At 33.6% G+C, this 13,177-nt stretch carries 12 protein-coding genes; 4 read left to right on the forward strand and 8 right to left on the reverse strand.

The window, feature by feature from the left end:
• Positions 1-2: 2 nt before the first annotated feature.
• On the reverse strand, positions 3-1,061 hold the full coding sequence (locus ACMHJ2_RS09100; protein ID WP_413512582.1) for an acyl-CoA reductase: 1,059 nt from the start codon (positions 1,059-1,061) through the stop codon (positions 3-5).
• A gap of 73 nt (positions 1,062-1,134) precedes the next feature.
• Between ACMHJ2_RS09100 and ACMHJ2_RS09105 the strand changes: the two genes are divergently transcribed.
• Positions 1,135-1,485 carry a 4Fe-4S dicluster domain-containing protein gene (locus ACMHJ2_RS09105; protein ID WP_413512583.1) on the forward strand — a complete coding sequence of 117 codons (351 nt, stop codon included), beginning with the start codon at positions 1,135-1,137 and terminating at the stop codon, positions 1,483-1,485.
• A 145-nt stretch (positions 1,486-1,630) separates the two neighbouring features.
• Here ACMHJ2_RS09105 and ACMHJ2_RS09110 read toward each other — a convergent pair whose 3' ends face one another.
• Positions 1,631-3,685 (reverse strand): LTA synthase family protein, encoded by a 2,055-nt coding sequence (locus ACMHJ2_RS09110; protein WP_413512584.1) that lies wholly within the window; start codon positions 3,683-3,685, stop codon positions 1,631-1,633.
• Positions 3,686-4,758: 1,073 nt separating this feature from the next.
• Between ACMHJ2_RS09110 and ACMHJ2_RS09115 the strand changes: the two genes are divergently transcribed.
• The 3 genes from ACMHJ2_RS09115 to ACMHJ2_RS09125 all read left to right on the forward strand — a co-directional run bounded on the left by ACMHJ2_RS09115 (position 4,759) and on the right by ACMHJ2_RS09125 (position 6,697).
• Positions 4,759-5,226 carry a hypothetical protein gene (locus ACMHJ2_RS09115; RefSeq protein ID WP_413512585.1) on the forward strand — a complete coding sequence of 156 codons (468 nt, stop codon included), beginning with the start codon at positions 4,759-4,761 and terminating at the stop codon, positions 5,224-5,226.
• Between the two features lie 119 nt (positions 5,227-5,345).
• Positions 5,346-6,119 (forward strand): hypothetical protein, encoded by a 774-nt coding sequence (locus ACMHJ2_RS09120; RefSeq protein WP_413512586.1) that lies wholly within the window; start codon positions 5,346-5,348, stop codon positions 6,117-6,119.
• A gap of 20 nt (positions 6,120-6,139) precedes the next feature.
• Positions 6,140-6,697: a hypothetical protein gene (locus ACMHJ2_RS09125; RefSeq protein WP_413512587.1), complete on the forward strand. Its 558-nt coding sequence runs from the start codon at positions 6,140-6,142 to the stop codon at positions 6,695-6,697.
• A 40-nt stretch (positions 6,698-6,737) separates the two neighbouring features.
• Here ACMHJ2_RS09125 and ACMHJ2_RS09130 read toward each other — a convergent pair whose 3' ends face one another.
• The 6 genes from ACMHJ2_RS09130 to ACMHJ2_RS09155 form a co-directional block, all read right to left on the reverse strand.
• The gene (locus ACMHJ2_RS09130; RefSeq protein WP_413512588.1) at positions 6,738-7,826 is read right to left on the reverse strand and encodes a DUF695 domain-containing protein; all 1,089 of its coding nucleotides are present in this window, start codon (positions 7,824-7,826) and stop codon (positions 6,738-6,740) included.
• Between the two features lie 123 nt (positions 7,827-7,949).
• Positions 7,950-8,591 carry a DedA family protein gene (locus ACMHJ2_RS09135; protein ID WP_413512589.1) on the reverse strand — a complete coding sequence of 214 codons (642 nt, stop codon included), beginning with the start codon at positions 8,589-8,591 and terminating at the stop codon, positions 7,950-7,952.
• A gap of 476 nt (positions 8,592-9,067) precedes the next feature.
• Complete coding sequence (locus tag ACMHJ2_RS09140; RefSeq protein WP_413512590.1) at positions 9,068-9,706, reverse strand: DEAD/DEAH box helicase; 639 nt, start codon at positions 9,704-9,706, stop codon at positions 9,068-9,070.
• 1 nt (position 9,707) lies between these two features.
• Entirely contained in the window at positions 9,708-10,880 is a 1,173-nt protein-coding gene (locus ACMHJ2_RS09145; RefSeq protein ID WP_413512591.1) for a sigma-54-dependent transcriptional regulator, read from the reverse strand.
• A 29-nt stretch (positions 10,881-10,909) separates the two neighbouring features.
• On the reverse strand, positions 10,910-12,214 hold the full coding sequence (locus ACMHJ2_RS09150; RefSeq protein WP_413512592.1) for an ABC transporter permease: 1,305 nt from the start codon (positions 12,212-12,214) through the stop codon (positions 10,910-10,912).
• Positions 12,215-12,216: 2 nt separating this feature from the next.
• Positions 12,217-13,137 (reverse strand): ABC transporter ATP-binding protein, encoded by a 921-nt coding sequence (locus tag ACMHJ2_RS09155; RefSeq protein WP_413512593.1) that lies wholly within the window; start codon positions 13,135-13,137, stop codon positions 12,217-12,219.
• Positions 13,138-13,177 lie beyond the last annotated feature (40 nt).

The following is a 13,177-nucleotide window of genomic DNA, read 5'->3' on the forward strand; positions in this document are numbered from 1 at the left end:
TTTTATAGTTTTAGCAAAAACTCAAGAGTATCTACCTGATCTGCATAATCCCAAAGTTCGGGTTGCTGCGTTTGTCCAAATGCAATACTATCATCCGTTAAACCATCAGACACAATACATTGTATTTTTTCGTGATTCTCTTGTAAGATTTTAATACTGTCTTCTAGTGAATCGTAATATTCATAATACACCGATGAAATTGGTGAAGCATAAGAGGCATCTTCTTTAAGCGTTAAAAACCCATTGTCTAACAATTTAAATTCACTCATTAAGAAAACGGCTTTATTATAGTCGTAGTTATTAGCATATCTTTCATAGTAAATTACCTCTTTTTGTGCATACATTCCTTGAAAGAAAGCATCAAAACTATAACCTCTCGGCACAAATAATTTAGATACGTTGCGACAACCTAATCCATAATAGGTAAAAATATCTTTACTTAGTTCGGTAAGTTGTTCTGCTGTCTCCTTTCCAGTAAGTAGGGCTATTGAGTTTCTATTTTTGCGAATCACATGAGGTACTGAATTGAAATAGTAATCAAAATAACGTGCCGTATTATTACTCCCTGTTGCTATTACGGCATCAAATCCTTCCATTTTTCCATCTATAAAAACAAGACGTTCACTAAATTGAGGTTCGATTACTTGTAAATATTGAGCTAGAAAAGGCAGGAGTTTTTGATCATTTGATGACAGTTTAACAAGTGCTATATTTCCAGAAAGCAAGACCGATATTAAATCGTGAAAACCTACTAAAGGAACATTACCTGCTAAGATCAGACCTACTTTTTTTAAGGGTTCACGTGAAAAATCATAATTTGAACACCACTTTGTAATATTTTTTTCTGTTAATGCATCCGCCCAAGATTTAACGGCTACAAGAACTTGTTCTTTGACAAACCATCCGTTGTAATGTACAGATGTTTCAATTAAAGCTTCAAATGAGGAGAAAAAAGTATCGTTCTTTTCAACTTCTTCACTTGGTACAAATTCATTCGCAGTAAATTGTCTTAAAAAATTCCCTAAGGCTACGAATGCTTTTTTTTTAGCTTCTAAATCCATATTGATTTGTTTGTGAAATGTTTTGGGTGTAAATTTGTAGCAAAGTTAATACATATAAAACAAAATATAAGCTATGGCAATCATTATAACTGACGAATGCATAAATTGCGGTGCTTGTGAACCTGAGTGCCCAAACACTGCAATATACGAGGGAGCTGACGATTGGAGATATAAAGATGGTACCGCATTAAGAGGGAAGGTAGTTTTACCTGACGGAACAGAAGTTGATGCAGATGATGCGCAAGATCCTGTTTCTGATGAGTTTTACTATATTGTTCCTTCTAAATGTACGGAATGTAAAGGTTTTCATGAAGAACCTCAATGTGCCGCTGTTTGTCCTGTTGATTGTTGTATTCCTGATGACAATCACGTAGAAAGTGAAGAAACACTTTTAACCAGACAAGCTTTTCTACACAAGCATTAATTGATTATGACAAAAGCATCAAAGCAATTTTGCTGAGATATTTCATAACGAAAAAGAGATTTGGGCCCTTTCCAAATCTCTTTTTTCATGTGTTTTTTTTGTGATTGATCCTTTTTTTGTTGTAAACACAAAACTAAATCAACACCTACTTCTTTTGCAATTCATTTCTTTTTTGGTGTTGATTGATACTTTTATAAATTTCCACCGTTTTCATTACCGTATATGCTTGCATTTTAGTTTGCAAATAAAAGGCATGACTCGAAGAATTATCTCCTACCTTTAACTTCCTCTTTTCTTGATCGACCCAAGTATAATAATAGGGTTGATTATTTTCAATTGAAATAGCGCCTTGGTCATCCGCAATAAAATTATAATCATTTAATGCAAATCTATCTTCAACTGCAGGGTCAAATAGATTGTCACCCGTATAGAAATAAGTAGCATCGGACAAGGCTAAATTAAAAATGGTTGGAAAAATATCTTTATGTGAAGCCAATACGGTTGTATCAAAAAAAGCGGGTTTATATTTTTCTGGTATATACATTAAAATGGGTACACTTCTTTTCAAGAAGCCTTCCTCAGGTGTATATTCAAATACTTGACGGATATTGTGATCCCCGGATGCAACAATAATTGTATTTTCACCTAAAGGCGAATTTCTTATTTCTTTAATTAATCGAGCCAATTCAGAAGCCGCATACTGGTGGGAGTAAAAATTAGCATAGGCCGTTTTTTCATCTACGCGAATTTTATTTTTTATCTCCTCACTCATCGTAATCTTTTTCTTTTTATAGTAAGCAGGCACTTCAAAAGGAGTATGGTTACTAATGGTCAATCCAAAGATAAATTTTGGTCCTTTTGATTCTTTCAAAAGATCTTGGATATAATCAAATAAATAGCCATCGTGAACTCCCCAAGCAAATTCTTCTACATCTGGATATTTCTCTTCGATAAAGTTTTTCCCTTGAATAACATCAAATTTTTGATGCTTGATCATATTGTCAATATTTCGCCATGAAATACTTGCGCCTGTTAAAAAATAGGTTTGATACCCTTTATTTTTAAAAGGCAAAGCAATTGAACTGGCAAAAGGGGTGTCAAAATAGACGGATTGAGAGATTATCGTTTTTGGCGTACCTAGTATAAAATCCTCCAACGTTTGAATCGTTCCATTATAGGCAGATAAACTATTTTTAAAATAGTAAAGATTGGGTAGTTCTTCACTTAAATCCCCTAATAGATTTAAAGTTTCACTATTCAAATCAAAATAATGATTACTCATACTTTCCATTTGCAAGAAAACTACATTTGGTGGATTTTGAGCTAAGAACTCATTATGACTGGTATGGGTAAACAAATTAGAATCAAACAAATCGCGTTCATGTTCGCCTTTGTAACTCCTTTGAACATCTTCTACAGTAGTAAATCCATTCGCCTGTAATTCTTTTTCTATATTCGGGGTGATTGCGTTCTCTTTTCTTTCCGAATTAGCAAATTTCAACGAATATAAAGCATTGTAACACAACGAATTTACAAATTCATTTTTTGAAATATTGGTATGTTCTCTTCTCAAAGTGAATACGCCTACACTTCCTCTCATCCCTATAAAGAACAACGGAAATATCAAAAGACCCAGTAAGCCATAAACCTTAGCTTTGTATTTTGCGGATTGATTTACTTTTTTCTTCATTCGCTTACTCCAATAAAGCCAACTTACACTAACAACAGCATATACCAAAGCAATAGAAAACAAGGGATAATCCTTCCAAACAGAAGTTAAAACAGCCTTTGTGTCATCATTAAAAATACCAAAAAACAAAAGGTTGATATGAGATTGGAAAAATTGATAGAAAAAATAATCAACAAGAATCAAGGTTGTAAAAACTAGCGCAACAAATAATAAGTAATACCGCACAAAACCAGCATATACTTTATTAAAAGCTACTTCTGTCTTTTTGGGTATAAACAAAGCCGTCAACCAAAAGAGAAGTAACGGTAAAAAACCATAGCAAATGGCTGACACATCAAAGCGCGCCCCTACAATAAAAGCCTCTACTATTTCCAGTTTTTCATTGTCAAATACCTCTGAAGATCCGTAACTAATTAAGAACACGAATCGCCCCAGGGCAAATAACAAAAAGAAAAACAAAAAACACAGGAGTCCATGGAGAACGATTTTTCGAAAAAGAGTAAGATTCATATTCTATTTTTTCAAATACTAGGTTCGCAAAAGTAAGAATTAAATAACAGTTCCTTAATTATTTCTCCAATAAATAGCATCGCTTTTGTAGGAATAAATGCACGTAAGCCTCTATTTATTATTTTATTTTCTCTCTCCATTTACCAAACGAATAAAGTGTATAGGAATCAACTGGTTTTCAACTTAACGCATTACCTTTCAAAATTAACTAGAAATAGGGATTTCTCATTTTGTCAAACAGTTCTACTTTTGGTTTAAGAAAAAGACATTGAATTGCTTTGAAAAACAACTATATTATTACTTACAATTTTGTTCTGAATCGCTTGTAATAGCAATACTACAAGCGATTTTCTTGAAGATTGTTTTTTTTCATATCTTACTTATAATGCGAAAACGAATAATTAACAGGGAGCTTATTTCCCTAAAACAAGGAAGGAAAATATGTTAATGGAACTTTTTTAATTAAAGCATAGGGTGATAAAACCAATATTCGCTCCCAAGGAGATTGGTATGTTTCTTTAGGTGGAACAGCAAGAACCTTGATTGCCAGAAATGAAGATGGGACAATCGCATTTGAAAGAACAGTTTCTATCTATGAGCTAACAACAAGTATATTCACGTATGACATTGAAGTTGAAGGTCGTATACTGAGAGTCGAACACCAAGCTATAAATTAGGAATACGATTTCAAAAAACAATAGAAGTACAAAATCTGTTTGGGTTATACCGAGCAGATTTTTTTACATTTAACTTACTAAAGCTACAGAGACAACTAAAAAAAGAGGCTCATAGACCAACACAACAAGGGAATTTAGTCCTTAAAAACAAGGAAAAGAGTTAGGTAGTTCAAGTTTCCATCTAGTAATCCGAAGAGAAAATGCCTCTTGCTGGAATTAGCAAATGGATAGTAAATTTTTTATGTACGCTTTAAATTCCAGAAACCAACAAGAAGGTATATCCAGTGGTTTTTACTGAGATAATCTTCTAAAATTGAAAGTAATTTATTAAAATTCAAAAGAATAACAGCTTTTTTTTATTTATTTGTTATCTTCACAAAAGCCAAAAAAAATCTTATGAAATTATATCTACCAAAACTAAACACTTCATTATTAACTTATTACACTTCAGCTTTACTAGGAGTATTAGTCTTTTTATACAACGATGCTGATACGCGATACTTATATATTATCTTATCCTTAGCTTTTGTTTTAATTCTAACTGCAAGTTGTTTTAATGCTTTAACTTTTAAAAGCTATCGTACCGTTTTATGGCCTTTTATTGTTAATGTTCTGTTACTCCTTGCCTTTCTCATAACAAATGGAGGTATTAGTAATGTTCCTTTTTTCGGGTCAGATAATTCTTCATTGTTTATCTTTTTTCTAATGTTAGGATTTAATTCCCACTGGTATATGTTAATCGAATCTTCTCTTATTTCAGATTTCAGTTTTTTAGTAATCAATACTTTTTTATCCTTTATTATTCCTAGTTTAGGATATGCCCTAGGCTATATATACACCGCCAAAATGAAACAAAACAACTAATTTAAATCCGAGTATAAAAACAGGATTGTTCATGAAATAGAAGCGTGAATGAACCTCGCAAAACTTAACTCGAAATAAATAAGAGAATACACCCTTTAATTAAAATCGCATTTAAATCCATGCAACAAAAACACATCGAATGCACCAAACATGGTCAACAAGAGATGGCATTATTGTGTACACATCTAGCTCATAGTTTACTCAATCGAATATCCATTGGTTTTCACAAATACGATTCTGGGGATACAGGGAGACCAGATGCTTGGTGTAACACTTGTGAAGAGGCCTGGAGTCAAACGAAAACAGAAGCCGATCGGGAGCAATGGTTCATGGATTGTCAACACAAAATTGTTTGTGTTTCTTGCTGGGATGAAGCCAAAGAACTCAATAAAGATACCTCGAAAATTGCATTTAAAGTTTTAGACCTTGAGGAGATCAAAGCAATAATTTTAGCGGATTGTTCTACTAAACAAAGCTTTCCCCCCACTATAACCTTTTCATTTCCGCCTTTATATGAAGAGCTAGTTACTCGTATACAAACGCTAGAGTTATCCTCAGAAACCTTTTTATTTAATGCAGTTGAAGCTACTCTTGAAAATAATGAAAAAACGTTTTCAACACATTGGGTATTCGCAGGTGATGGACAAGGAGACCGTTGGTTAATAGATGAAGAAAATCAAATATTTTTTGCGGATCATGACCAAGACCCTATCCCCTTACAAGCGATGAATATCAACTTTGTACAATGGTTGCAAATGGCATTTGTCGTACAACAATTAGATGATTCGTTACAGGCAGATTATCCTATTGAAAAAATAGCTTCTGCATTCAATGCGGTACTTAATCAGATACACCCTCGATTAGCAGAAAATTATCCGTTTGAAATCTTATAAAATATACAAACAAACTATTCATGAATAAAAAAACATATTTAAGTGCTTTTGTTGCTTGCCTACTAGCAGTAAGTTGTCAGGACAAAACGGAAACCAAAGATAATGAAACACCTACTTCTATTAAAAAACAAGTGAGTATCCCTGAAGACAAACAACCTTCTTTTGTTTTGTCTCCAGACCATAAAATTAATACAATCACCTTAGATATTGATGGCGATGGAAAACCAGATCACATACAAATTGTAAAATCTACTTCAGACAACCAGTACGGCATTACAATTCAAAAAGGCAATGGCAATTTTGATATTATTGGTCCATTAGAAGGTGCTATGTATAATGTATTACCCGAAGATATGGTTGACTTAACGTGGGCACAAGACGTATCGGTTGCAGAAAAAAACACCGTTATTTATGAAGTAACTGATGATAATGGTGATTTGCGTTCTGAAGAAGATGTTCCAGAAGATGAAAAAACAACACTCCCTTATGAGAGCTTACACCTCAGTGTACCTGAAAGTTGTGGAAGTGGATTGCTCTATTGGTTAGATGGAACCTATCACTGGCATCAAACAAGTTAATAAAAAAAGCGCCATTCTAAAGTAGAATAGCGCTTTTTCATTATCTTTTATACCGTTCAAAAGATTTCCAATATTTATCTTTATAAATCGTGTAATCAATTTTGAAATCATCTTGGTACCTTTTTTTCATTTGTTCTACTACTCTAGCTGGATCTCTAAAATCTTTACAGGCAAAGAAAAGATCTCTATTACCATCAACCGTTTCTCTTCCTAAATTGAGGTATCCTTCAGCATCTGGTAAAATCGCAATTAATTCATCTTCGAATTGATTCAGTAATTGGTAGGTTACCTCATCTGGAAAGCCCTTTTTATTAGCTTTATAAGCAATTTCAACGCGAACAATCCAAGGATGAGAAGCTTTGTTGTCCCAATCTAAAATACTTCGGTTAATTAAGGCAATTAAAGGCATTCCGTTTTCTAAAGTAGCTTCTAATCCCACGTAAGAATCATTTATTGTATTGTAGCGTGTCTCTTCATGTTTTTCAATACATTCTTTCTCTCGCCAAACTAAATAATCTTTAAGTTTTAAAATTGAGATTACTTCTGCCTCTACTTGCTCTGGTCCAATTACTTTTAAATTATCAATGGAAGTAATTGCATTTAACTCACCTAAGAAATTATCTAAAAAAATATAAATGCCATTCGCAATAATCGCTTTATCACTTTCTACAAAATCATCGTACACAAGAACCAAATCTATCTCATCTGGATAAGTAGAATTTTCAATGGGATAGAAATTTATTTTTTCTTTTGAAAACTCATAGTTATTCATGCGAATATTAAATCGATTGATATCTACGGCTGGTTTTAAGGCAGTAAATTTCCAATTAGGTAGTTGGGGTGCCGTTTGTACTAAATCTTCTACAAAAGCAATATTTTTGACGATTCCATCCGGTGTAAAGATTAATTCCGCTACCTGATCATCCATCATACCCGAAAGAAAATAAATCCCTTCTTTTAATTCTTGTAATTTGGGAGCCAAGCGATCAAAAAATTGTTCTTCAATAGCCTCACGCTCTTTTACAACTTTAAAAAAGGTTTGTTCATTATCTTGAAACCACTTCCAAAAATCTAGCGGTGTGTAAATCGGATTCTCTTTTTTAGCAAAAATATTTTTTAGTATACTCATATAAATAATAGTATAATACTTTGTCGATTCAATAACGAATTAAAATTGTAGTTATGCTTCATTTTTCATCTTATGTCAATTGACCTATAAAGAGACCAAGTATAAAATGAACTAAACAATGGTTTAGCTTTGTTTTTTCAGTTTAGCTTTAATAAACTCATATATAATAGGCAAGATAGAAATAAAAATAATCAACAAAGCAATTTTAGAAAAGTTGTCTTTTACTATAGGGAGATTCCCTAAAAAATAACCAGCTAAAGTTAACCCTACTACCCAGATTATACCTCCAATCACATTATACGTCATAAACACGCTATAGCGCATGCTTCCTACGCCTGCTACAAAAGGAGCCAATGTACGTACGATTGGTATAAATCGAGCAATTACGATAGTTCGCTCTCCATATTTCTCATAGAACGCATGGGTTTTATCTAGGTGTTCTTCTTTGATAACTTGTTTGCCAAAGAGGCGAATCTTGGTCATTTTCATACCTATTTTCTTGCCAAAAAAGTAATTCAAGGAATCGCCAGAAATCGCGGCAATAAGCAATAAAACAATCGCCAAGGTTATATCCAATTCTGTTGATTGGGCAACTAGCATTCCTGTAGCAAAAAGCAAGGAATCTCCAGGTAAAAAAGGCATAATAACGAGTCCTGTTTCCACAAAAATGATTAAAAACAAAATAACGTAAATCCAATAGCCGTATTTTGCTATAAGCGTGTGTAAATACTGATCAATATGAAAGATAAAATCGAAGAACTCCATGTTTTTTTAGGTATGGGATAAAATTGAACAAATTTATATATTCCACAAAGATGAAAAGATTATTCTAATTAGAAAGAAAAATAATCAATTTAAGAAGATCGTATTTATAGCCTACTTTTTTTTTGTATTTTTAAAATTGGTACCAAATACAGTCTGTCATGCTATTACACTTTCTATCCCCCTTATTCTTAGGTTCAAATTTAGCTTCTCTACAAGCTATCACAACCGTATTACATTTCTCATTTCTCATTGCTTTTGTAGTGATTATCCTTCGATTTTGCAGGGATTATTTCTTCTATAAACATCGATTTACACAAGCCTTTACTAGGAGAAAAGCAGCATTACTTGTGCTACTTATTGTATACAGCCTTATCATGTTGACCATTTATTTTTTGTATTAGTACTTGAGATTCCGTTTAGCAAAACCTAAACTGTGAAACAAAAAAAGGAGCGAATCACTTCGCCCCCATATTTTTTTATTCTTCTTCGTCGTCTTCGTAAAAATCTAGCCATTCTACATCTTCAGCCATTGTTTTTTCTACAAACATATCCAATGCTTCAACATAGTTGGTAGCAAAGTAAACGCGTTGTGTTTTTCCAATGCTTTCTGACAATCGATATAAACGCGGTTCTAATCGACTTCTCAATTGTTGATCTACATCATCAATCGCGTACATTTTCAATTGATTGACATCAAATCCAGCACCGCTAAACATTAAATTCAATCGCTCTGCTGTTCCAATAAGAATATCATTCCCCAAAGACATTTGATTTTTATCATCATCTAAATTGGTATAATCATGTACGCCATATACACGTATGCCCATTTTATCCCCCAATCGATCAAATTCTTCTACTAGGCGTTCTACTTCAAACTTATCTCTTACAACTAACAAGACACGGGTTGATACCATATCGTCAACAGGTGCATCCGCACGTTGCAAAGCAGCCATAAGTAAAGCCGTTGTTTTCCCTTCCTCTTTAGGTGCGATGAGCACAAAATCCTGTCCGCTTTTAATACGTCCAAAAGTAGATTTTTGCAATATAGTAGGTTCAACAAAACCATGTTGATTCAAGTTGTTTTGTAAAACTGGGTGTATTTTTTTTAATTTCATATTATTTTGTAGCAAATAGCTTTACGTCTTCTAGTGTTACTTCGTTTCCTCCTAAAATAATTAGTCGCTCAATTACATTGCGCAACTCTCTTATATTTCCACTCCAATCGTATTGCTGTAATAAAGCAATAGCTTCTGAGGTGAATTTTTTAGGCGCTGTTCCTTGTTCTGTGGCAATTTGCTTTACAAAATGCTCCAACAACAAAGGTATATCATCTCTTCGATCATTCAAAGCAGGTACTTTAATTAAAATAACCGCCAATCGATGGTATAAATCTTCTCTAAAACGCCCTTCCTCTATTTCTTTTCTCAAATCTTTATTCGTAGCAGCCAATACACGTACATCAATTTTTTGATCTTTTTCAGCTCCCACACGTGTAATTACGCCTTCTTGTAAAGCACGTAATACTTTGGCTTGAGCAGATAGACTCATATCGCCAATTTCATCTAAAAAGATGGTTCCTTTATCCGCTAATTCGAACTTACCTGGTCGATCTTTGACTGCTGATGTAAAAGCCCCTTTAACATGCCCAAACAATTCACTTTCAATCAATTCTGAAGGAATAGCAGCACAATTAACTTCAATTAAAGGTTTGACTGCACGTTGACTTTGTGCGTGAATCTGATGAGCAACCAACTCCTTTCCAGTTCCATTGGATCCCGTAATTAAAACACGAGCATCCGTTGAAGCCACCTTCTCAATCATCGCATTAATTTGCTGAATGGATTCATTTTGCCCTATTATCTCGTATTTCTTAGATACTTTCTTCTTTAAAATCGTATTCTCTACCACTAATTTACTCGTATCTAAGGCATTGCGAACCGTAGTTAATAATCGATTCAAATCTGGTGGTTTGGAAATATAATCATACGCCCCTAATCGCATGGTATTGATGGCTGTTTCTAAATCTCCATGACCAGAAATCATGACAAAAACAGTTTCGGGTTTTATTTTTTTTGCTTCAACAAGTAGTTCATCTCCACTCATTTTAGGCATTTTAATATCAGAAATGACCAAATCATAATCTTCGTGGATGATTTTTTGCAACCCCTCTGCACCATCTTCTGCGCCTTCCACTTTATAATCTGGAGATTCATCCTCTAAAATTCGAATTAAAACACGGCGAATAGCGGCTTCATCTTCTACAATTAAAATTTTTGATTCTTTACTCATACACTTTTTTTCGTTTAGTCACCCCCTAATTAGTACTTCAACCACTTGTATAGTTCCTTCCACGAAGGGCGTTTACCATACATCAAGATACCGATGCGATAGATTTTTGCAGCAAACCACACTACTAATAAAAAAGTAGCAAATAATAGAACAATAGATACAATTATTTCCCAAACTGGAACACCAAAAGGAATTCGCATTAACATCACAATAGGAGAAGTAAATGGAATCATTGAAAATACAGTGGCTACCGTTCCGTGAGGATCTTTAATCACCGTAAAAAATCCGATGTAAACCCCTAACATCAGCGGCAACATCACAGGGAATAAAAACTGTTGCGTATCCGTTTCATTGTCTACAGCGGCACCAATTGCAGCATACAAAGAGCTGTATAAAAAATACCCCCCAATAAAGAAAACAATAAAATAGAGAAACCACGACAATAAAGGTAAGCTTGTTATTTCAGTATAATAATTCTGAATATTCGCCATCATTGTAGGAGAGAGTGTTGTTGCCATTTGAGCAGTCTCAGCATTAGCCACTCCCGCACTTAATCCAAAAACCGAGGTCGCTACTAACATCAAGATTCCACCTACAACTCCCCAGATTAAAAACTGCAATAACCCAGCCATCGAGGTTCCAATAATTTTGCCCATCATCAGTTGAAAAGGTTTAACTGAAGAAATAATCACCTCAATGATTCGATTTGTTTTTTCTTCTATTACAGAACGCATCACCATATTTCCATAAATAATAATAAACATCATGATACAATATCCAAATAAAGATCCGATAAAAATCTTAATTTCATTCAATCCTTTTACCGTTTGTTCGCCAGATGCTTTTTCCAAATGTAGATTAACTTCTGCTTGGTTTTCCTTGATAATCTTAGGATCAATTCCTTTATTAATCAAATTTAAGCTAGAAACCTTATTTTCAACAATAGATTCTATTTTACTAATAAAAGCAATTCCTGGGCTTTCATTGGAAATATAGTAAATCGAATTTTCATAGGCTTTGATCTGATCTTGTTTAGGGATATACAACAAGCCGTCATATTTTTCAGCCAAAACGCTATCCTTTAAAATGGCAATTGGAACTACAGTGAGGTTTTGATATTCATATTCTTCCGAATTCTCAAAATCAGAACTAAAAATTCCGCTCTCATCGTGAATAGCAATCACTTTGGTTGTTGACTTCATAGTGCTCAAAAATCCAATCAGCACTGCAATACCTACAAAGAAAAGTGGGGCTAAAAAAGTCATCACAATAAACGCTTTATTGCGTGCTTTTGCGATAAATTCTCTTTTTATAATTAGTTTTAAAACACTCATAGTTATTTGCTTACAGTTTGAATAAAAATATCGTTTGCTGTTGGTAATTTCTCAACAAAATGGGTTACTTGCCCATTGTTTGATAAGATATGTAAGAGTTCATTAGGCATTGCTTGACCTAAATCTACTTCCAATTGTAATTCATCATTTAAAGACTTAAACGAAGTAGGGAAAACGGTAAATTTCTGAGATAATTCAAACATTAATCGATGTACATCGCTCGATAGGATACCTACCTGATATAGATTGGTACGGAAATCTCTCTTTACATCAACTAAACGTCCTTCGATCAATTTATTAGAATTGTGGATAAGTGCTATATAGTCACACATCTCCTCTACACTTTCCATACGGTGTGTTGAGAATATAATAGTAGCTCCTTTTTCTTTGAGTTCTAGAATTTCATCTTTAATAATATTGGCATTCACAGGGTCAAAACCTGAAAAAGGCTCATCAAATATTAATAATTTAGGTTTGTGTAATACCGTAACTACAAACTGTATTTTTTGAGCCATACCTTTAGATAGTTCTTGGATCTTTTTGTTCCACCACCCTTTGATATCCAATTTGTCAAACCAGTAATCCAGTTGTTCCTTTGCTTCAGCTTTACTCAATCCTTTTAATTGTGCTAAATACAGGACTTGTTCACCAACTTTCATTGTTTTGTACAGTCCTCTTTCTTCTGGCATATAGCCAATGTCTTTAATATGGTAGGGACTTAACCTCTGACCATCCAAAATAATTTGTCCTTTATCGGGATAGGTAATTTGATTAATAATTCGGATTAAGGATGTTTTTCCTGCTCCATTGGGGCCAAGTAAACCGTAAATTGATCCTTTCGGAACGGTTAATGACACATTATTTAAGGCTACTTTATCAGAATATGTTTTTTCTACATTCTGAACTTCTAAGATAGGTTGCATCAATCGATCTTTTATATTTCTGGTAAAAATAAATCTTTTA

Source organism: Myroides odoratus, from assembly GCF_965118575.1.
Classification (GTDB): Bacteria; Bacteroidota; Bacteroidia; order Flavobacteriales; family Flavobacteriaceae; genus Flavobacterium; species Flavobacterium odoratum_B.